General features: G+C 37.5%; 15 protein-coding genes and 1 pseudogene. 9 read left to right on the forward strand and 7 right to left on the reverse strand.

From position 1 onward, the window contains the following. Nucleotides 1-166: 166 nt before the first annotated feature. The 4 genes from XEN7305_RS12325 to XEN7305_RS12340 all read right to left on the reverse strand — a co-directional run bounded on the left by XEN7305_RS12325 (nucleotide 167) and on the right by XEN7305_RS12340 (nucleotide 2746). Nucleotides 167-787 (reverse strand): DUF4760 domain-containing protein, encoded by a 621-nt coding sequence (locus XEN7305_RS12325; protein ID WP_006509763.1) that lies wholly within the window; start codon nucleotides 785-787, stop codon nucleotides 167-169. Nucleotides 788-1116: 329 nt separating this feature from the next. Further along, complete coding sequence (locus XEN7305_RS12330) at nucleotides 1117-1479, reverse strand: EthD domain-containing protein (protein ID WP_006509764.1); 363 nt, start codon at nucleotides 1477-1479, stop codon at nucleotides 1117-1119. Between the two features lie 41 nt (nucleotides 1480-1520). Further along, on the reverse strand, nucleotides 1521-2030 hold the full coding sequence (locus tag XEN7305_RS12335; RefSeq protein ID WP_006509765.1) for a DUF1993 domain-containing protein: 510 nt from the start codon (nucleotides 2028-2030) through the stop codon (nucleotides 1521-1523). 14 nt (nucleotides 2031-2044) lie between these two features. Continuing rightward, nucleotides 2045-2746: a class I SAM-dependent methyltransferase gene (locus tag XEN7305_RS12340; RefSeq protein ID WP_006509766.1), complete on the reverse strand. Its 702-nt coding sequence runs from the start codon at nucleotides 2744-2746 to the stop codon at nucleotides 2045-2047. Between the two features lie 318 nt (nucleotides 2747-3064). Here XEN7305_RS12340 and XEN7305_RS12345 point away from each other — a divergent pair, with 318 nt between their 5' ends. The 3 genes from XEN7305_RS12345 (at nucleotide 3065) to XEN7305_RS12355 (ending at nucleotide 7022) form a co-directional block, all read left to right on the forward strand. Further along, nucleotides 3065-5509 (forward strand): glycosyltransferase, encoded by a 2445-nt coding sequence (locus XEN7305_RS12345; RefSeq protein ID WP_006509767.1) that lies wholly within the window; start codon nucleotides 3065-3067, stop codon nucleotides 5507-5509. Nucleotides 5510-5970: 461 nt separating this feature from the next. After that, on the forward strand, nucleotides 5971-6168 hold the full coding sequence (locus tag XEN7305_RS12350; RefSeq protein ID WP_006509768.1) for an NblA/ycf18 family protein: 198 nt from the start codon (nucleotides 5971-5973) through the stop codon (nucleotides 6166-6168). Nucleotides 6169-6365: 197 nt separating this feature from the next. Continuing rightward, nucleotides 6366-7022 carry a HEAT repeat domain-containing protein gene (locus tag XEN7305_RS12355; protein ID WP_006509769.1) on the forward strand — a complete coding sequence of 219 codons (657 nt, stop codon included), beginning with the start codon at nucleotides 6366-6368 and terminating at the stop codon, nucleotides 7020-7022. 76 nt (nucleotides 7023-7098) lie between these two features. Here XEN7305_RS12355 and XEN7305_RS12360 read toward each other — a convergent pair whose 3' ends face one another. Next, nucleotides 7099-9204: a TIGR00300 family protein gene (locus XEN7305_RS12360; protein ID WP_006509770.1), complete on the reverse strand. Its 2106-nt coding sequence runs from the start codon at nucleotides 9202-9204 to the stop codon at nucleotides 7099-7101. 320 nt (nucleotides 9205-9524) lie between these two features. Between XEN7305_RS12360 and XEN7305_RS12365 the strand changes: the two genes are divergently transcribed. After that, entirely contained in the window at nucleotides 9525-11204 is a 1680-nt protein-coding gene (locus XEN7305_RS12365) for a ShlB/FhaC/HecB family hemolysin secretion/activation protein (protein ID WP_006509771.1), read from the forward strand. Between the two features lie 85 nt (nucleotides 11205-11289). Here the strand turns inward: XEN7305_RS12365 and XEN7305_RS12370 are convergent, their stop codons facing one another. Further along, nucleotides 11290-12687 carry an IS110 family transposase gene (locus tag XEN7305_RS12370; RefSeq protein WP_006509772.1) on the reverse strand — a complete coding sequence of 466 codons (1398 nt, stop codon included), beginning with the start codon at nucleotides 12685-12687 and terminating at the stop codon, nucleotides 11290-11292. Between the two features lie 611 nt (nucleotides 12688-13298). On the opposite strand from XEN7305_RS12370, the gene XEN7305_RS12375 reads away from it, so the two are divergent. From XEN7305_RS12375 to XEN7305_RS12390, 4 genes are all read left to right on the forward strand, one after another. Further along, a complete protein-coding gene (locus XEN7305_RS12375) occupies nucleotides 13299-14555 on the forward strand; it encodes a tetratricopeptide repeat protein (protein WP_006509773.1) in 1257 nt (418 codons plus the stop codon). Nucleotides 14556-14614: 59 nt separating this feature from the next. After that, entirely contained in the window at nucleotides 14615-15484 is an 870-nt protein-coding gene (locus tag XEN7305_RS26640) for a class I SAM-dependent methyltransferase (RefSeq protein ID WP_006509774.1), read from the forward strand. Nucleotides 15485-15706: 222 nt separating this feature from the next. Beyond that, nucleotides 15707-16645 carry a class I SAM-dependent methyltransferase gene (locus XEN7305_RS12385; RefSeq protein ID WP_006509775.1) on the forward strand — a complete coding sequence of 313 codons (939 nt, stop codon included), beginning with the start codon at nucleotides 15707-15709 and terminating at the stop codon, nucleotides 16643-16645. Between the two features lie 165 nt (nucleotides 16646-16810). Continuing rightward, a complete protein-coding gene (locus XEN7305_RS12390) occupies nucleotides 16811-17554 on the forward strand; it encodes a hypothetical protein (protein ID WP_006509776.1) in 744 nt (247 codons plus the stop codon). 243 nt (nucleotides 17555-17797) lie between these two features. Here XEN7305_RS12390 and XEN7305_RS12395 read toward each other — a convergent pair whose 3' ends face one another. Continuing rightward, the gene (locus tag XEN7305_RS12395; RefSeq protein ID WP_006509778.1) at nucleotides 17798-20257 is read right to left on the reverse strand and encodes a glycosyltransferase; all 2460 of its coding nucleotides are present in this window, start codon (nucleotides 20255-20257) and stop codon (nucleotides 17798-17800) included. 349 nt (nucleotides 20258-20606) lie between these two features. Between XEN7305_RS12395 and galE the strand changes: the two are divergent. Then, a pseudogene (galE, locus tag XEN7305_RS30330) lies at nucleotides 20607-21300 on the forward strand (UDP-glucose 4-epimerase GalE); the annotation flags it as partial.

The following is a 21300-nucleotide window of genomic DNA, read 5'->3' on the forward strand; positions in this document are numbered from 1 at the left end:
TCACTAATTCGAGAAGGGCTATAGTGAGATTTCAGGAAAATTAATGTGCCACGTCAGTTCGACGAATTTTTTTTTGATTAAATTTCCCAAGTTAAACAAGGAAGTAATAGGCTTTTTCCCAAATCCCCAAATCCCTAAACCCCTATTCAGAACTAGTAAATTTTGTTTATTTTTTCCACTTTTCTACTAAATCTTCTATATTTTTCCAGTTTTTATTGCCACTGTTTTGATCTACTTCTTGGATAAATGTTTCTAATTTAGTGATCTGGCTGATTGCTGGGCTCTTAAAATAATCTTCAATCATTTTTCTATCGGCAATATTATTTTTGTAGCTAAGTGCCATGATTTCCAGAAAATTTAGAGTGCTTAATATATTGCTTTCTGTCTTGATGACATCTATTTCAGGAGGACAAGAATCATTGATCACATCTTGAGATATTGGATTAGATTGTTGTCCAATAAATTTTAAGCATGAGTTATTATCATCATTTTTTTCTTCATCAAAAGAAATTATTTGACTAATGCTATTGTTTTTCTCTTGAGTAAAAACTTCACTATATTCCGAAATTAAGTTTAGGGCATTTTTTTCTCTATTAAGTGTATTCCGCTCTAGAATAGCAAACGCCTGAATTATCAAAGAACCTGCTATCAAAAAAATTGTTAATAAACCAATTGCCTGTAATTTAACGCTGTGATGTTGTAATGAAAGCTTTTCGATCTCTAACTCTGTTTCTTCTTGCTCTAAGTCAAAGATCTTCTGCTCTATCTTTTCTTTAATTTCTGGCATAATTTATAACAGTCGATACTACTTTTTCCTCATTTGGAACCTATAATAAGTAATATTTACTAGCTAAATCAACCAAAATATGTAATCTTTGTCTAATCTTTTTTTATATATCTTCTGTTTATCTTCAAAACATTTGGTGATATGAATTAAATTCTTTGGAAAAAGAAAAATAATTTTCGCGATCGCCACTAGCCACTACAATGAAGCGATCGGGATTTGAAGAATCTTAGTTCGCGATTCCGAAGAGATCTACTTCGCGGGGTACATTCTCTCAATATCCTCTGAATTTCCCTCCGTTAGATCTCCTGAAAAGCTTTTAATAACATAACTTAGAATTCATGCTCTCTAACAATGAATGCCGAAGACTTCGAATGATCGATAAAATTCGCTTCGTCCTCCAGTAGTGCAGCGCTTAGTTTTTGACCGTCTGGCGAACTCATTGCTTCTATGAGATCTTCTTCTGACTCAAACCAGACTTCTGCCACGCCATCATATTCGCTGAGCATACCCCGCGAAGTTCTCATGCCTTCATTTAAAGGAGTATCTACAGTATGAGATTGGACATACTTCTTGGCTCTCATGGCTCCTGCATTCTTCATGAAAAAAGGTCCATGTTGATTCATCCAATAGTCTTGGAACTGCTCACGAGTCATATTAGGATGACGACATAAACACATAATTAGTTTTATCATCTTGATATACTCCTTGTGGGATGCGATTTTATTGAAATATTTTAAGCTTGTCTGACGAAGGGAAGCAAATGCAACATGTAATCTTTTTTTCCTATGGGAACACCAGCCATACGCAGAATATCGTAAGTTGTAACTAGATGAAAGTAAAAGTTGGGAATTAGAAAATCATTCAGATAAGCACTTCCAGATAGCTCGATATACTGACCCTGACCTAATTCAATATGTATAGACCTATCTAGCTTTTCGTTTTTAATGTTTATGTTCGCCAGAAGCTCTGTCGTGTTTGAGATATGTTCATATGCTTGTTCGAGAGATGAAACCTTTTGATCGAGATTATCCGCAGGTTTGCTATCACACCATAGAGCAAAGTTGCGTGGTTGGTTGCAGGTGAAAGCAATCTGTGTCCCTAAGGGGAGCATATCCGCAATAATCCTCTTCTCAAGGAAAGAGTCATTATCAAAATGATTCTGAGCCAAATTTAGGATATGTTTAAGAGTTGCTAAGCGGCTTTGGAAGAGGTTTTGGATGAAATTAATGTTCTGGCTTTGCATGTTCGTGGTCGTTCTTACTTTTGGGCACTGAGGAGTAGCGAGCCTGCTTCACAGTAGGCTCTATAAATATCGTAGTTGGGAAAGTATGGAGATGGGGTGAATTCGCTAGGAGAAGTCTGGACAGGAAGGGGAACACGGCGATCAACTACATTTGTCCAACCCGCTGAAGACAGTAGAGTATGCCATTCAGTTACGGATAGGTTATGTACCGTTATCGGTAACGCTTCGATCCAATGTTTCGAAGCTGGATTATCTTGGTAGAGATCAATCACAAGACCTAGTCTGCCTCCAGGAAGAGATATGCGACACCAATCCTTGAGTGCTTGGAGTGGTTGGGGAGTGTAGTACAGCGCTTCGACGGAGACAATATGAGAGAATTGGTTGCTCTCGAAGGTTGTGTTCGATATGTCAGCTTTTAAGAACTCCAAGTGGGGCCGAGTAGATCGCGAAGATGCGATCGCAATCATTTCGGCTGATAAATCTATGCCAATTCCACGGGCGATCTGTGAGCCAATAAGCTCATTGAAAATCCATCCGATGCCACAGCCTGCGTCAAGGACAACTGATTGAGCCGAGATTTCTAAATCATTTAGTAATTTTTGGGTTGCATAGCGATGACTGACGGACATTTTTTCCCCTCTTCCCGCCTTAGCCCACTGATCGAATTCGGTGGCAACTTCGCGGCTACTGGAGAATGGATTCTGCTTCGATATCATAATTTCTGGTTCTATAAATCTTTTTCTGTTAATTCTGCAATTTTCATTAAAGCTTTCAACGTTCCGATCTTTAAATCTGTAGTCTCACTGGAAAATTGCACTGCCCGACAACACAAATTTATCTCATTTGAATTACCCAATTACAAATTTGTGTTGCTATAATCACGGTCGTGAAATCACAGGCGTTAAGTTACGGATATCAAATTAAGAGCATCGCACTATTTTACGTTGATTAGTTAGGGATTTGAATATGTAGTTTTTCATTGGACACAATAAATATTTTTATTAAATATAATACTTACAAAAGTTGGTGATTTCATGAATTCTCCAGAAGATTTACTGCTTCAGAAGCTTAAAGCTGAACTAGAGTCAAAAAGAAGTGATTGGAGAGGTGGTAAGAAACCACGGCAATTACAATTAAACTCAGAAGACAAACAGCTCTTAATAAACAGCCAGGATTCAGCTAAAGAACAGCAACAAATGGAGAAGGAACCAGGGCGTGATTTCACCGATTTTTTGTCTGCGCAATTATTATCAACCAAAAAAGCCCCCAGTCTAAAATATTCAGTATCCCAAGAATATGCTTCTTTTGCCGATGACATAGGCAATGCTCTATTTCCGCCGAAGAAACTTAATATTTGTATTATTGCCCAAGATATTTTTGGCCCGGTCCGCAATGGGGGCATTGGTACGGCTTTTTATTATGCCGCCAATTTTTTGCGAGATTGTGGTCATCAGGTGAGTATTCTTTATAGTTTGGGAAACTATTGCGAAACAGGAGAAATCCAAGATTGGGTAGACTATTATGCTCAGCGCAATATTAATTTCATTCTAGTTCCTGAGCCAAAAATTCCTTCGGCTCCTGGTGCTCTATGTGGTTCGATGTTAGTTGCTCGCAAAGTTTATGAATATTTGAGAACTCAGTCATTTGATCTGATTCATGTGTCTGAATGGCGAGGGAATGCTTTTTATTGTCTATTGGCTAAGAAATTGGGATTAGCTTTTGCTAATACGACTTTTTGTGTTAAAACTTCCTCTCCGAGTCTTTGGTCGGCTATGGGAAATAATCATTTGGTCGATACGCCTCATAGTTTACTTAGAAGCTATATTGAACGCAAGTCTGTAGAATGGGCAGATCTTGTAATTAGTCCCTCCCAACATATGTTGCAATGGATGGCAAGTAAGGGTTATGAACTGCCGCAGGAGAGATGTTATGTGCAACCGAATATTATGCCTTTATCTGAGGATGTCTTAAAGCAGAATTTTCAGCTGCAAGGTCGTCTGAATCAGGTTCAGGAATTAGTTTTTTTTGGTAGATTGGTGCCTCGCAAGGGTATTAAAATTTTCTGCCAAGCTTTGACTCAGTTATCACAGGCAGGCGAAGTTAACTGTAAAGTTGTCTTTATGGGCAAATTAAGTGCTGGCAAGTTTGATGCAGGTGCTTATATTAGAGAGCAAGCGAAGAATTGGTCTTTTGAATGGACGATGATTAATGACTATGATGCGTTGCAGGCTTTGGATTATCTGAAGAGTAATAATCGTCTGGCAATTGTACCTTCGTTGTTGGATAATTCTCCTTTTACGCTCTATGAATGTCTATCGGAGCGAATTCCTTTTATCTGCAGCGATCGCGGAGGCACTCCTGAGCTTGTTCACCCCGAAGATCGAGGCGAAGTTGTGTTTCCCATCCATCCTCGAAAATTGGCGCATAAATTAAGCAAAATTTTGCAGGAAGGAGTCATTATTGCCCGACCTTCTTTTGACTTCAAGCAAAACTTGGAACTTTGGGAGAGATGGCATTTGGCGATCGCAGAAAATCCTCAGCTGCGATTAGAAAAAGCTGGCCTGCTCGATCAAGTCCCAACTAATCAGAAATTAGCGATCGCAGAACGGCGGCCTTTAGTCTCAGTGTGTCTAGCTCATTTCAATCGACCACAAAAACTCAGTCAGGCGATCGCGTCCATTAAGAACCAGACCTATGATAATTATGAAGTTATTTTGGTCGATGATGAAAGTGATCAACCAGAAGCAATTGCCTATCTTGATTCTCTAGAGTCGGAATTTTCCGACTTAGGTTGGCAAATAATTCGGCAAGAAAACCTTTATTTAGGAGCAGTGCGTAATACCTCAGTTCGTCATGCTAAGGGTGAATATATTTTATTTATGGATGACGATAATTGCGCCAAACCCCATGAAATTGAGACTTTTGTTAGGGCAGCGCTCTATAGTGATGCCGATATTCTGACCTGCTTTGCTGATCGCTTTGAAGGAGATGAGCCGCCTCAGCCGAAGAACATTACAGGACGCGTAACTCCTGTTGGTGATTGCGTAGGTTATGGATTAGTGGAAAATTGTTATGGGGATTCTAATTCTTTAGTCAAACGTAGCTTCCTCGATAAAATAGGCGGATTCAGTGAGGATTATGGCGTAGGCAAAGATGATCTGGAATTCTTTTCCCGAGCAATTCTTCAGGGAGGAAAACTTCTCGTAGTTCCCGAAGCTTTATATTGGTACCGTATGTCAAAAAATCGCTTAAGAGACTTACATTTTGACACCAAAGAAGGTTATTGGCGGGCATTGAGGCCCTATCTGGAAAACTTACCCTATGCCAGTCACGACATCGTACGCTTACTCGTGGGCTTATGCGATAAGGATCGCCACAATAATGAAGTTATCATTTCCTTGAAAGATCGATTACGAATGTTAGAACATGATTTCAACACGATGGAAAAATTGTTAAGCAAACAAAAAGACTTAAAATAACGTGAGTTCGGTGAGTACAAAATTTACTAGTTCTGAATAAGGATTTGGGGATTTGGGGATTTGGGGATCTGGGAAAAAGCCTATTACTTCCTTGTTCAACTTGGGAAATTTAATCGAAAAAAAAATCGTCGAACTGCCGTTAAAATAATAGCTAATCTTCCCTAATTCCCTACATCCCTAATTCCCTACATCCCCAATTCCCTACATCCCCAATTCCCTACATCCCTAATTCCCTACATCCCTAATTCCCTACATCCCTAATTCCCTACATCCCTAATTCCCCCAAGCGAGAAGTATTGGTGCGATCGCTTTTTGCCAGTGAAATCGTGATGGATTTTATTATCTGTACGGGTTTTACTACTCAGGTTTCTTTGTAAAGTACTGTTAATCTTTCTTAAGATAAATTATCATATCTTATAGATTGTTAAACATTTTCTTATACAACCAACTGAGAAATAGCGATGAATTATTCTGAAAGATTATCCCTAGAACAAGAATTCAGCTTAAGAAGATTTGCGGATCAGGTCCGAACTCTCTCTCTAGAGCAGGTACAGGATTTGTCCTTAGAGTTATATCGGCAAATGATGCTCAAAGATAACCTTTACGAAGACTTATTACAAGAAGAGCTGGGGATGAGCTCAATATCATTATCCGCTTAAAATTTTAGTTATTTCCATCAAAGATCATGATTAGTCTAATTTCTTTTCTAATGTATTTATGGGCTTTGGTCGCTGTTCTTGATCGGCTTAGTAGCCAAAATCCTTTCAATTAAAAACTTGACTCAGGAATTTTCACTTCCCTTGTCGCAAATAATTCAGTAAATCGATTTAAATCGCCTAAATTTCTAGATATTTTTATGGAACTACATCAAATTGAAACCTACCTTGATAGCTCGAATCCTCAAGATCGGATGAAGGCAATCACTGAACTCAGAAATTATGAGCCTCCTTTGGTTGTTCCGCTCCTAAAACGCAGAATGCATGACCAAGAATTTATGATTCGCTCCTTTGTCGCAATGGGTTTAGGCTTTAAGCAAACTGATGAAGGTTTTGAGCTACTAGTAAACATCATCGAAAATGACAAAGACTATAACGTCAGGGCTGAAGCTGCTAATTCTCTGGCAAAGTACGGAGAACAGTCAATTTCCCACCTCGTGAGACTATTTCAAAAAGATTCCCATTGGTTAGTTCGGCAAAGTATTTTTGCCGCTATTGAGTTAGCAAACTACCCTGAAATTCTTTTGGATTTATCTATTTTAGGGATGCGAGGGGATGATCTAGTCGTCAAACTAACTGCGATCGCCAATTTAGCTGAGCTAGCCAAGACAGCTTATGCCGCTTTCGCCCTAGAAATACTCTTAGAAGCTGCTGATTCCAAGGGAGCAGAAGTTCGTGCCCAGGTAGCAAGGATTCTAAAACATTTTGCAGATCCCAGGGTAGAAGAGGCTCTCAATAAACTGCGACAAGATGGTGATCATCGGGTTGTCGGTGCGACCTTAGAATCTTTGGTCTGATGGGCAATGGGTAATAGTTGTTTTAACCCAAAACCTAAAACCCAAAACCTAACACCTACTAAATAATCAAAGCATCTTAAACTACTTCATAGGGACTAGTAAGTCGCTCTAACTGCTTGACTAGCAGACTGAGAAACAGACCAACATCGGTTACTACTCCCACAGATTCCACAGAACCGCGATCGCTGAGCTTGGTCACCACAGCAGGATTGATATCTACACAAACCATTTTCACTCCTGCAGGGGTCATATTCCCCACGCCAATGGAATGCAACATGGTGGAGAGCATCAAAATCATATCTGTTCCAGCAATTAATTCTGCATATTCTTCCTGAGCCCTAATCAGATCCATCTGAGTATCAGGCAATGGCCCATCATCACGAATTGAACCTGCCAAGACAAAGGGAACATCATTATGCACACATTCATACATAATTCCTTGGGGAATAATGCCTGCTGCTACGGCTTCGGATATACTGCCGTGGCGACGCACTGTGTTGATCACCTTGAGATGATGGCGATGCCCACCGCGAACCGGAATCCCTTTTTGCATATCTACTCCTAAAGAAGTCCCCATCAACGCCTGTTCAATATCATGAACAGCGATCGCATTACCGCCAAGTAAACCCTGGATATAACCGTCACGAATCAAACGAGATAGATGTTGGCCTCCTCCTGTATGGATCACAACAGGCCCTGCGGTGACCACGACTTTGCCGCCGCGATCGCGGATTTGTCGCAATTCCCAGGCAATTTGCTCAACCACCAATTCAACCCGCCGCTCACTAGAGACTCCTGCCCCCATAAAACTAAACTCATCACTACCGCGTTTATCTCGGGATTCCGATTTTCTGACAATGCGAATTCCCTCGACTCCGACAACAACGCGATCGCCATCTGCGAGATCCCGTAATAGCTTACATTCTGCAACTATTCCAGCTTTGGTCTGGCTAACTACGATCGCACCATCCATGCGTTGCTTATTGACCAGGAACCATTGCCCGTTAACCCGAATTTCGGTGGGATAAATAGTTGTAACATAAAAATCATCTGGGGCCACTCCCGCCAAATCACAAGCTTCGGTCTTGACATCACAAACTGCTTCATCTGATGCTACAGCCCCTAGGTCAATCAACTGACCCATAATCTCATCCATCAGTTCCGAAGAAGGAGCCGAAACCCTCACATCTGCGGCGGAAACACTTTTTCTTTCGGTACCCAGATGAAAATTTAGAACCTTGAAACTACCACCATTATCCACTACCAGATCCAGAGCATGGTTCATCGTCCCTGCATCCAATAAATGTCCTTCGAGATGAATGATTCTACTTTCTAATGGTGTATTGGCATGAACATCTTCTAAAACAGGTTCATTAATTCTGAGGGTCAAACATTTGGCGGCCCCTCCTGCTTTGAGGAATTCGGTGAGGGGAGTTTCTTTAACCGAAAACCCCTTATCTCGAAGCTGAAGTTTGAGGCTATCACTAGCCTTGTTCATGACAACTGTTTGCCCGACATTGACTGAGTTGCAGGCAAAATTAACCGCATCAGCCTCTGCGATCGCAATTCTCTTCTCTGCCGGTACCCGCTTTTCGATGATGTGATTGGAATAGGAATCAAAGGCCCCAGGATAATAAAGTAGATAGCCTCCGCTCAAAGGACAAAAACAAGTATCCAAGTGATAAAAGCGATCATCAATTAAGCGTAAAGATAAAACTTCAATATCTAGCCATTGCGCCAAATAAGGATGGGAATCTAGTTCCGAGCGAAAACCATAGCCGGCCCATAACCAACGTCCTTCGCGATCTAAGAGAGCATCTCCCGCACCTTCAAATGGTAGATCTTCAGGCAATTCATGGACAGTAAAACCATTTTGCTCAAACCATTTTTTGAAATGAGGTTCTTCTCCTTGACGTTCGGGATGGTAGAAACGAGATAGCACTGCTTGATCTCCTAGTATGAGACCTGCATTAGCAGTAAATACCATATCTGGCCAACCTTTTTGCGGTTCTACTAACTCAACAACGGCCAGGTCTTTAAGTACCTGATATAGTTTTGTCCACTGTTCCACAGCGCGATCGCGCGAAGATTTATGGACATTCCCCTCCATCCAAGGATTAATCACATAATCCACATCGTAGTGATCGGGGGCACACATTAAAATACGAATCGAGTCAGTCATAACTAAGCCTTAAGGTTAATGGTTGATTTTAATCTACCAAGTTGTGAGTAAAGAGAAATTCCTATTTATGTTGTAATGATTGGGAAATAATTACAAGGGATGATTATCACTCAATCCTGACAATAATAATAATTGTTGATTTTAGCTAAATATTTATGAAGGAAAAATATCCCATTTCCCCTAATCTTGATCAATAGCAGGCTAAAAAGTGGAACAGTATCCTAAAAATTTGCCTTTGTCCTTTCTTAATCATATACAATCCCCTCAGTATCTCCTTTGAATAGCTGCCACCCTTTGGCTTATATTGAGATTATCTTTTTATGGCACAGTCTCATTTATCATCGATATTTTATGCCTTATGTCTATTACTCATCGCCGAGCCGCTTCTAGCGCAAAATATTCCTCAACCAGTGCGCCCTCCCCTAGAGCCCTTGCCAGAACCAGAAACTTTGCCTCCTGTAGAAGAATTATTGCCATCATTAGAAGTCCCGAATAATTTACCACCAAACCCAGAGTTGGAGATTCCGGGAACAATTGAGGTGCGCCAGTTTCAAGTTATTGGTAGTACTGTTTTTAGTGAATCGGAATTGACAGCATTACTAGAGCCTTATGCTAATCGTCCTATCTCTTTTGCTGAGTTGATACAAGCCCAAGAAAGCATCAATCAACTATATTTTTCTCAAGGGTATCTGACGACCGGCAGTTTCATTCCTCCCCAAACCCTCAAAAATGGCATCGTAACAATTGAGGTAATTGAAGGCTCGGTTGAGCAAATTGAGGTTACTGGGCTAAAACGATTACAAACAAGTTATATTACTAGCCGATTGGCGAAGGCGACTCAAGCCCCTCTCAATCAAAAAAAGCTACTTCAGGCTTTACAGTTATTGCAGCTCAACCCTTTAATTGACAGTTTGTCTGCGGAACTGAGCCTGGGAACCAGTCCAGGAATGACGATTTTAACAGTAGATATTGAGCAAGCTTCTGCTTTTAGTGCTAGTTTAAGACTTGACAATCAAAGAGTTCCCACCGTTGGTAGCGATCGCCGTATTATTGAATTAGCCCATGGTAATCTTTTGGGTTTTGGCGATCGCTTTAACGTAAGATACTACAACACCGACGGCTCCAACGCTCTGGACAATCTGAGTTATACAATTCCCGTCAATGCTGCCAATGGGTCTGTCGGGTTCACAACTCGTTTAATTGGCAGTGAAACCATCGAAGAACCTTTTGATATTCTCGATTTAGAATCAGATTTTCGACAATATCTACTAACCTATCGTCAGCCAATTGTGCAAACTCCCAATCAGGAATTGGCTTTAGGTTTAACCTTAGATCGACAAGAATCAGATGTTAACTTACTGGATGATACCTTAGAAGGAGAAACCCGAATCTTTGCTCTGCGTTTTTTCCAGGAATATACTCAACGGACTAATCAAGATGTTATCGCCTTGCGATCTCAATTTAGTTTGGGACTAGAAGGTTCCCAAGTTACCCTCAATGAGGAAGAAACTAATGAAGAATTTTATGCCTGGCGTGGTCAAGGGCAATATGTGCGATTATTAGACCAAGATACTAGTTTATTCTTGCGCTCAGATTTGCAATTTGCAGATCGACCCTTAATTCCTATCGAGCAGTTCAGCCTCGGGGGAGCATTAACCGTTCGAGGTTATCGTCAAGATCTTTTGCTATCAGATAATGGTTTCTTAGCCTCAGCTGAATTACGAACTGCGATCGCCCGCATTTCTCAATGGCAGACGACTTTGCAGTTGACTCCTTTTTTCGACTTTGGTACTGCTTGGAATCGGAATGATGAATCAGTAATACCTCGCCAAAGTCTTTATTCTGTCGGTATTGGCTTGCGCTTACAGGTGGGGGATAAATTCAATGCCCGAGTAGATTATGGTATCCCCTTAGCAGAGTTAGATGTTGACAAAGACACCTTACAGGAAAATGGAATTCATTTTGCCCTTGAGTATAGAACTCATTTTGGATCTAATTAAGTGCTAATCTTTTGAGCATAAGTCACAGAAAACAAAGATTGATCTTTGATATTCAGAACTAATAAATTTTGTACTCATCGAACTCCTAGGAAACAAATTCAACTTTTGAAGATTGAGGAACAAGATTAAAACCAAGATCTTCAGCCTTTTTCCGTAGATTTTTAAGTATTCGTTTTTGATACTGTTGTTCGTAAAAATCAACTCCAGGATCATGATATTCACCACCCTTAGTCCAGAGACAATAGAAAATGCGAGCTAACTTATGAGCAGTAGCAGTAACTGCCTTAGGGGCACCTAAACGAGCACGAAGACGACGAAAGAAAGCACCCAAGGCAGTTTGACTTCTTCGTAAAGCATGGGCTGCTAGACGAAAAGCATTCGCTGCGCGATTAATCACTGAGCGGGTTCGAGAACTCTTGACTTTGCCACCACTGACTCGGCTACCAGGACACAAACCTAACCAGGAGGTGAAATGTTTGACTGTGGGGAAACGACTCGGATCTAAGCCAACTTCCGAGAGAATATTTTGAACAGTTAACACTCCTAATCCATCGACACGGGTAAAATCAACGCCGCTAATTCGATAAAGATGACTACCCAAATCAAAAGTTGGAGCATTACTGGAATAATTCCTAGTTGGCGGTTGCTTTGTGACTTCTTCAATTTCTTCTGGTTCAATTTGAGAATCTAGACTAGTCAGATATTCCTCAATTTGTCGGTCACATTGCGATATTTGCTGTTGATAAAATTCATATAGCTGTAATTCTTGTTGCCGCACAAAAAGATGTTCCTTTCGATAATCTCCTGTCATCGCCGCAGCAATCTCTTCTTCGGTTCGGCGAATCCGACCATCTCTCAGAGCAGCTAATGTTTGAGGATTATGTTCTCCTGCTATCATAGCTCTGATGATCTTCAGTCCCGTTTTCCCTGTAACGTCACTAATAACTCGATGTAGTTGAAGATTCATTTGAGTCAAAGCTTTTTGCATTCTTTGAACATGAGTCCCCGCAGTGCGAATCAGATTATCTCGATGGTGAATGTAGCTTCGCAGTACACAAATCTCGTCTTGAGGCCGAAATGAGCCTGCCAGTAGTCCGTAACTATGTAGTTGTTGTAACCACTGACAATCAAGAACATCGCTTTTGCGTCCTGGTACAGTTTTGACATGATGACTGTTGACTAGTAAGACTTCATATCCTCTGGTTTCTAGTATTTGGAATACTGGTATCCAATATACTCCTGTTGATTCCATCACTACTGTTGTCACTTTACATTGCTCTAACCAATCTGCTAGGGCATATAAGTCTGGGGTATAGCAACTAAATTCTCTAACATTTTGCTCTTCTCGATCTGCTGGCACACTCACCCAATGACTGTCGGCTCCAATATCAATCCCCGCAGCATTTGGGTTGATTGGGGTTAATGATTTGAGGGTTTTCTGTTTTCTGACTTTGGAGTTAGATTTAGCTTTTGATTTCACCATTCATTTCTCCTCCTGACTCACTGTAATACAGGAAAAATGCCCTAACCTGGGTTCAGTTTTTTACTTTTAATTCTCCTAGACGGGATAGAAGTCTAAACTTCTTCACCAATGACATAAACTTCTCCCCAGAACCATGCTCACGTACGGGTCTAACAACACACACAAATTTTTAATTGGATAATTCAAATGAGGTAAATTTGTGTTGTCAGGAAGTGTATGTAGTCTTCCAGCGAGACTACAGGTTTATAGTTAATTTTAATTAAGATGTTCTGTAATGCCCTCTAGTGTCTAAGTGAATTTACGTAAATAAAAACATGGCTTAAGTCACTAAGCACAGAAAGACATTTTATTCTTCTTAAGAAAAAATACTGAATTACTTAGCTTTCATTATTTGTCAATATTCCGAAATATAAAAAAAAAGTTAGAAGATCAAAAAAATATTCAGACAATTACTTACACTTGGGTTCAAGTAATAATGTGCAGGGATTACTTATTGATTAATTACCTAAAGGTATTGAAAGTATTTAGATTATGCCTGAGCTCTTCAAGAATACCGATCTGGAGGGGTCTATCTGGTCGTGAATTTTTATTGAGAGACGTAACTCCAAAAAATGACTCAAATCACTACACAAAAAACTACAGAAGAATTTATTCAAGAATGTGAATACTTGAAGGAAAAAGGTCTAATAGATGAGGCAGAAGCAGTATCTTTTTATAAGAGAGCTATTAAGGTTCACAAAAATTCTTGTAAGTTGCACCACTTTTTGGGAGAAGCTTTAGCCGCCAACAATCGACTAGATGAAGCTATTGATGCCTATAAAAAAGCTATTGAAATTAACCCCAATTTTCACTGGTCACATCATTGTTTATCTTTAGTTTATTTATGGCAAAAGCAATATGATCAAGCAATTAAATCTTGCCAAAATTCAATTCAAACAAATTCTAAAATAGCACCTTTCTATGATCAAATGGGTCGAATATTAAGTCATAAAGGAGAAATTGAAAAAGCTAATATTTTTTATCAAAGAGCTTTAGATATTGAATCAAATACTCCTGATCTAGAAGAGATAGAGTTAGAGAATCTTTTAGAGGATATTTGTCAATCTGAAGAAAGTCCTAAGCAGAATTTAATGACTAAAAAACAGCTAAAAAGTGACAAAAAAACTGAATATTGCTCTGTTTTTGGCTCTTTAGAAGAGATTGATGGCTGTATTCTTAAGGGATGGGCATGGGACTACTTAAATCCAGATAAAAGTTTGACCTTGGTTGTTTATAAAAATGATGAAGAAATTTTTAGATTCCAAGCAAATTGTTTTCGTGAGGATTTACAAAAATTAGGGATAGGCACTGGTAATTATGGGTTTGCTATTTGTTTGCCTTTAGAAATTTGTCAGCAATCACCTTTTAACTTAAAAATTACGCCGGAAGATTTTGATTCTCCTCTTAATAATAGTGAGAAAATATTTAAGTATATATCTGACTATAAGGAAAGTTTTCAAGGAAATTGTGAGCCGATTAGAGATGGAAAAATAAAAGGCTGGGTCTTAGACAATGGCAATTTAGATAGTAAACTAGATATATGTATATATGAAGATCATAAGTTTATGATAAGGAAGACTGCTAACTTATATCGTCAAGATATACATAAATGGAAAAAAGGACATGGTTGTTATGGTTTTATGATTGATATTCCTCCGATTTTTTTGGACAATCAAAAGTATAGTTTCAGTATCTGTTTTGAGAATTCTGCGGTAGAACTTGATAACTCACCAATAGTTATTAATGAGGGTCAGGCATCATCAATCCTATTCAAGACTATGGAAAAAAATGTTAGGGATTTTGTCAGGTTAGCTCAAAAACTTCCATGATTTATACAATAGAAATCACTTTTATTCATTAACATTTCTAATTAAGGGGAATACGATACATGTCCACTGAGCAAATATGGGAAGATTTTATATCTTTAAATTCTTTTTCAGATTTTTCTTTTGAGGTTCTTGAACCAGCAATTGCTTATTCAAAACAAGATCCAGAAATTCATCTTAGCAACTATACTTCCGAAGAATCCTTGTCGGATTTTATCGCTAAAGATCATTACCCTTTGCCGTCTACAAAAGATCGCGAAGGTTACTTCGGCAACTCTCATTATAGCTATTGGCTAAGTGGGCTAAGAGACTATTTAATATTAAAATCTATATTAAAAGACAATGACGTTCCCCTAAGCTCCTGTTTAGACTTAGGATGCGCCAGCGGTCGAGTAATTCGTCATTTCGGAGTACAAGATACTGATATTGACGTTTGGGGTTCAGATATTAACTATAAGCATATATGTTGGGTGCAAAAATACTTACCTTCTCACATAAAAATTTTTCAAAATTCTTCTATTCCTTATATTCCCTTACCAGACAATTCATTGGATCTTGTAACGGCCTACTCTATTTTTACACATGTAGAAAGTTTTGATTTGGCATGGATGGCTGAGATCAGAAGAATATTACGCCCAGGAGGTATTGCATATATTACAGCTCTAACTGATTTTTCACTCAGAAACTTAAATAACAAAATTCCAGTTTATAAGTCACTCAAAAATCATAAAGATTTCTCTGAAGATCTAATAGAGAAACCAATGAACAAGGACAAATATATATTTCGCTATCGTAACTTTGGATCTTATTCTTCTGTTGTGTTTTTGAACACAGAATACATATCCAACGCCTGGAGTAGAATGTTTAAAATTATTGATATTAAGCGACAATTTCCAGGATTTCAAGATGCAGTAATTATGCAGAAAATATAATTATGCTATGCCATGCTATGTTAACTATACTTGACTAGCTTAGTCAATCATTTAATACAATTCATTCAATTTTTACCCCCTTTTATCTACATAAATCATTGAGCTACTGTGAATTATGCTCACTCAATTCCTTTCTTCAAATACCTGAATGAGTTCTGAAGTTAGTTTTTCTCATATCAATTAAACATAAAAATAAAACCGCTCATTTTTGGAACTTTCATTATGTCAACAACTTATTATAAACCCGTAAGAAGCTTTAATCCAGGCATTTATAAAATACTCAACAATATCAGGAAGGATATTAGAAATATTCTCTACTGTTTATATCTAGAGTTAGTATGGAAAGATACTTCTTTAAAAAGAGAACATTATTATTTGAAATCATTAATTGATAATAATGTTGAAGCAAAAAATATATGCGGTCAAATTGTTTTAGATATTTGTCAGAGGTTTATTGCAGAAAATAGGACAATGCCTAAAGTCCTTGACGTAGGCTGTGGACCTATATCTTCTCTTGCTTATTTAACACACAACAATTTTGCTGATGTAATTGGAATCGACCCAATTGCAGAAGAATATAGAATTCTTTTAGAACAACATAATATTACTTCACCTGTGACTCAATATTATGCAATTGGAGAAGATCTCAGTAGTAATTTCTCTGAAGAAAGTTTTGACATAGTTCATATTCGCAATGCGTTAGATCATACCCAATGTCCACCATTAGTATGGTTAAATATTTTCAAATTAGTAAAAAAGGGAGGTCTATTAGTACATAGTCATTCTGTAAGAGAGGCAACAAAGGAAGGTTTTAAACAACTTCATCAATATGATCTTTTTCCAGATGCAGAACATCTGTGTTTAGAAGATAAATTTGGGAATATTTTCAATCTCACGAATGATTTACCTGTTGAAGTTGATTATCATACCCAAAATATTAATGAAGATAACACTGGCTGGTTTACCACAGCTTATCGAAAAGTCGATACCAAAGTAGAATCAGTTGATTATCTCAATTCAGTTTTAAAGGCACTCACCAATTCTTTTAAAAGTCGTAGTGAATGGACATTTTACTTAGAGCATACTATGTTCAAAATGATTGAGTCTTTAGAACCAACTTTGGTTCCTTTAAAAATTGATATTAACCCCAATCGCTTTTAAAAGTGAGAAAGTCAAATTAGACTTATAGATAATAATTCTCATAATTATTATTTCTGTTTTGCGTATTTAAAAATCCTTAAAGTCCAATTATTTACTTGGCTGATTAAAAACTTTCATAATTTTTAATCCCCTTTTTTACTCTCAGAAAAATCTCTCGATTAAGTTATGAGTCAAGCAATCGATAAGTTTGTCATATTAAGCAAACCTAGTACTGGTTCAACTTTGCTAACAACTACACTAAATAATTATCCAGAAATCAGGTGTCATGGAGAAATATTTCGTACCAAAATAACTCGGATTCAAGGGCCTGTAGCCATTTTAAATCAAGTCGATACCAAATTCCAAGATGATGAATACAAACTCGCTTATCCTTTTGAACTTATAGAAGAGGTGATTAATTGTGATGAAGGTTATAAGTGTATTGGATTTAAACTGATGTTAGAACAACATCCAAGTTTCATGGCTCAGTTAATTCAACAGAATACCGATTATAAACTTATTTTATTAAAAAGACATAACGCGCTTAGTGTTTATTCCTCTAGAGAAATTTCCAAAGCAACAGGACAAACTATTGTCGGTTTAAATGGAGTTGTTAAAAAAGCAAAGGTTGAATTCAATAACACTCAATTTGAAACTTTTTTATCTATTTACGAAGAACAATACAAGCAGGTGAAGCAATTACTTGCAAATTCAAATCGAAAATTTCTTGAAATTGAGTATAAAGATCTTTGTAGTGGCAAAGGATTTAAACAAGTTTTAAACTTCTTAGGTTGTTCGTCAAAAGATAACCCTAAAATCCTAACAAAGAAACGAAATAGCAACAAAATTATCGAGAGGTTTACAAATCCTGAAGTTGTAAGTGCTTATCTCGAAAGAAAGAATCTACAAAAATGGGCAATTGAGGAATAGTATTAATAATAGGCTAGTTCTCTTGCTTCTCAAATGACAAGTGATCAATTATTCGCATTTGAGCATAATGAATCACAACCTTAGTATTACACGTCTAACATGATTAGTCTTAAATTAACTAGATTTAGATTTTCGATCATATGTATCTGTTGTATTCTTTTTTGCTACATGCTTCAGATACTTCCACAAATAAAGCATTGAAGTATAAACATATATTTGCTGCTGAATTCGGGAAAACGCAATTTATTTACTATGTATATTTTTTAGAAGAGTAAAATCTTCCTCCATTTTGCTGCTAAGTTTTTTTAGAGTATTGATTGTCCCTTTACTAGAATTATAGTAATCAAATAAACCCATTGCTAAACGCATAAAATCATGAGTTACCGCAGGCAAATTATCCATATAAGGACGGAAAACTCTCCAACTTCCAGCATTCAAACTGAAATGTTTATTTCTGACTCTTTCCTTGGACAGGCGGTACCAATATAATGCTTCTGGAATGACCAAAAGCTTACCGCCTCTGAGTACTGCTCTAGCAAAAAATTCTTTATCTTCTAATCCCACACCATAGTCTTCGGTAAATCCGCCTATCTTATCAAAGAATTCCTTTTTCACTAAGGCATTGGTATCGCCAAAACAATTACTGACTAAGTGAGACAACAATCCATGACTAACACAATCACCTACAGGAGTAATTCTGAATTTAAGAGAATCTTGATGCGGTTCATCTTCTCCTTCGAAAGCATCGCAAAAACAGGTCAAAACATCCGCCCCACTATACTGGGCAGCAGACACAAAAGTTTCTATTTCATGAGACTTAGCACAATTATCATCATCCATAAATAAAAGGTACTCACCTTTAGCATGTTTAGCTGCTGTGTTACGAACTACTCCCGTATAAAGATTCTCTTGTCGAATAATTTGCCAATTTCGAGCAGTAAATTCTTTTTCCAAAGAGTCTAAATAAGCAATAGCTTCAGGTTTATTACTGCCATCATCAACCAATATCACTTCATAATTACCATAAGTTTGTTTTCTGATTGAAGAGACTGCTTGACTCAATTCTTTAGGACGATTAATATGCGCCAAACAGATAGAAACTAATGGGTTCGTTTTTGTTTGTTCAATCTTTACAGAAGGAATGATTTTGACACTGTTACTATTTTCTATCCGAATATTAGGATTATTTCCTATTGCTAAATGCCACTTAGCATAGATATCCAAATTTTCCTGAAAATCAAATTTAGGTCTGGCAACAACAACTCCCGTTTCTAGTACTCTTTCAAACAAATCAGCTAATCTTCCAGGATGAATGGGAAAAACGATACTATCTTTATCTTCTTCATGAATTAATTCGGGAGTTCCTCCTCGATCACTACAAAGAAAAGGAATTCTATCCGACAAACATTCGTACACAACAAGAGGTGAATTATCTAATAAAGAAGCAATTACTGCTAAACGATTTTTTTTCTTTAAATAGTTTCTCGCCTCTATCGAGTTATATTCAGAGATAATTTCCCACTCAAAAGACCAGTTTTTTGCATGAGACTCAATATAGGCTTTAGTGTCAAAAGTTTCCTTAAGAACTTTTCCCATGAAGACAACTTTACACTTCAACTCTTTGCGCTCAGATAACATAGTTAGGGCCTTGCAAAAAACCTGGATACCCTTTCTTGGTTCCAAGCGGCCAAAGAAGACTATCTCGTCCACCTTATCTAAACGTGTAATTTTTCTTTGCTTTTCGGCATTTTCGTTGGATACGGGAAAAACATATGGTTGCACATAACATTTATGTTTTGGTAAATTGTAACCATGATATTCCATCCAGTTAAGGAGATGAAGGGAGGGACTATAAACAATATCTGCCCATTCAACAGATTTGCGTTCAATATAGCTAGTAATTAAATGGTTAGGATCTGTAACAAAATGATTATTTCCAGTTGTATTCCAAAGAGAAGGAGAATCTGGTCGGATACAGAAAGTTGTGTTGGCAAAAGCTATTCCCAATTTTTTTGCTAACAAAGCATAAAAACAATTTCCTTTCCAATCTGAAGCATGAATGATATTAAAGTTCTGTTTTTTTAGATATTCATAAACTTTTCTGGCTGTCAACATCGCTCTAGACATAGATCCAGGTGCAGATGGAATTTCAACATTTGAGACAGGGACAAAGGTAATTTGCTTTTCAGCATAGTAATTTATCCAATAATCAATTGTTTCGTTTTCGCAAACACTCCCCAAAGAGTAGAGAATAGTAACTTGATGATCACATTGTGCTAACCAATTTGCTAACTGATAAAAAGCTGTCCCAATGCCTCCATTACGTATAGGTCCAAAAATATCTTGTGTAACAAGACAGATTTTTAAACTTTGTTGCGGGCAAGCAGTATTGATTAGGTCATCAGCCATTGAAGGATAATGATTTTGGGAGATGACCTCCATACTAGGTACTCTCTTTAGGGATAAAGATTGGATTGTTTCTTCAGCCTTTCCGAGTTTATGAGTTAATTCATCATTGCGTGTTTGCTCTTTCTTCAATTCATTTTGACTTTTCAGTAAAAGCTCTTTCTGCTCTGTCAATTCTAATTGAATTTGGCGAAGCAACTGATGATATTGATTATCTTCTCCTAAAACTTTATTGCTTGGAAGGACACCTAAAGATTCCTTTATTTTATGAAGAAAATTTTGTTGTGTTGATGTCATCTTAACCTCCTAGTAATATGTTGAATAAATAGCTTTGTCTGTTCTAATTAAGCAAGAATAAAAATTAATCTTAACTCAAAATAAACCACATCATTTAAGGGTTGTTTATTTGCATCTAAGTATATTTTGTTCATTCTTATTTTACAAAATTTAAATTATATTCTTGCTTCATAAATCTTCTTCATTCATGATAGAAAAACTTAAGCTTTTTCTTGATAAGAAATTTAAGCTCTGTTAACCATCATAACTCTTGTATTATTCTAATTGCACTATAGTTTTCAATTCAATAAAAAACCTTACAATTAATAAAAGTGTCAATTATCTATATACATAAATTGTATAAAAGTAAATGCTGAAAGATCAAGGGAAAATATTAGTAACGGGCGGAGCTGGATACATTGGTTCCCATTCTGCCCTAGCATTGCAACAAGCAGGATACGAAGTAATTATTCTCGACAACTTAGTGTATGGCTATCAAGACTTAGTAGAAACAGTATTAAAAAGCAACCTAATTATTGGTGACACTTGTGACTATAATTTATAATCTATAATTTACTCCAACAAATATTTTCTACCCATTCAATAGATGCCGTAATGCATTTTGCCGCCTATGCTTATGTAGGAGAATCAGTTACAAATCCAGCGAAATATTATCGTAATAATGTTGTTGGAACTTTAACTCTACTAGAAGCAATGCTAGAAGCAGGAATTAAGAAATTTGTCTTCTCTTCTACCTGTGCTACCTATGGGGTACCTCAAGTAATTCCTATTGAGGAAGAACAGCCTCAAAACCCGATTAATCCTTATGGGATGACTAAGTTAATGGTAGAAAAAATGCTCCATGATTTTAGTCATGCTTATGATTTTCGCTCTGTATGCCTGCGTTATTTTAATGCTGCTGGTGCTAACCCAGAAGGGTTGTTAGGAGAAGATCACAATCCAGAAACTCACTTAATCCCATTAGTGTTACAAACTGCTTTAGGGCATCGAGAGTCAATATCGATATTTGGCACAGATTATGATACGACCGATGGTACTTGTGT

This window comes from Xenococcus sp. PCC 7305 (genome assembly GCF_000332055.1).
Lineage (GTDB): Bacteria > Cyanobacteriota > Cyanobacteriia > Cyanobacteriales > Xenococcaceae > Xenococcus.

What these genes read in the sequence shown, in the direction of transcription:
- XEN7305_RS12325 (WP_006509763.1), bottom strand. Translation starts at nt 787, where the DNA reads ATGCCAGAAATTAAAGAAAAGATAGAGCAGAAGATCTTTGACTTAGAG.
- XEN7305_RS12330 (WP_006509764.1), bottom strand. Translation starts at nt 1,479, where the DNA reads ATGATAAAACTAATTATGTGTTTATGTCGTCATCCTAATATGACTCGT.
- XEN7305_RS12335 (WP_006509765.1), bottom strand. Translation starts at nt 2,030, where the DNA reads ATGCAAAGCCAGAACATTAATTTCATCCAAAACCTCTTCCAAAGCCGC.
- XEN7305_RS12340 (WP_006509766.1), bottom strand. Translation starts at nt 2,746, where the DNA reads ATGATATCGAAGCAGAATCCATTCTCCAGTAGCCGCGAAGTTGCCACC.
- XEN7305_RS12345 (WP_006509767.1), top strand. Translation starts at nt 3,065, where the DNA reads ATGAATTCTCCAGAAGATTTACTGCTTCAGAAGCTTAAAGCTGAACTA.
- XEN7305_RS12350 (WP_006509768.1), top strand. Translation starts at nt 5,971, where the DNA reads ATGAATTATTCTGAAAGATTATCCCTAGAACAAGAATTCAGCTTAAGA.
- XEN7305_RS12355 (WP_006509769.1), top strand. Translation starts at nt 6,366, where the DNA reads ATGGAACTACATCAAATTGAAACCTACCTTGATAGCTCGAATCCTCAA.
- XEN7305_RS12360 (WP_006509770.1), bottom strand. Translation starts at nt 9,204, where the DNA reads ATGACTGACTCGATTCGTATTTTAATGTGTGCCCCCGATCACTACGAT.
- XEN7305_RS12365 (WP_006509771.1), top strand. Translation starts at nt 9,525, where the DNA reads ATGGCACAGTCTCATTTATCATCGATATTTTATGCCTTATGTCTATTA.
- XEN7305_RS12370 (WP_006509772.1), bottom strand. Translation starts at nt 12,687, where the DNA reads ATGGTGAAATCAAAAGCTAAATCTAACTCCAAAGTCAGAAAACAGAAA.
- XEN7305_RS12375 (WP_006509773.1), top strand. Translation starts at nt 13,299, where the DNA reads ATGACTCAAATCACTACACAAAAAACTACAGAAGAATTTATTCAAGAA.
- XEN7305_RS26640 (WP_006509774.1), top strand. Translation starts at nt 14,615, where the DNA reads ATGTCCACTGAGCAAATATGGGAAGATTTTATATCTTTAAATTCTTTT.
- XEN7305_RS12385 (WP_006509775.1), top strand. Translation starts at nt 15,707, where the DNA reads ATGTCAACAACTTATTATAAACCCGTAAGAAGCTTTAATCCAGGCATT.
- XEN7305_RS12390 (WP_006509776.1), top strand. Translation starts at nt 16,811, where the DNA reads ATGAGTCAAGCAATCGATAAGTTTGTCATATTAAGCAAACCTAGTACT.
- XEN7305_RS12395 (WP_006509778.1), bottom strand. Translation starts at nt 20,257, where the DNA reads ATGACATCAACACAACAAAATTTTCTTCATAAAATAAAGGAATCTTTA.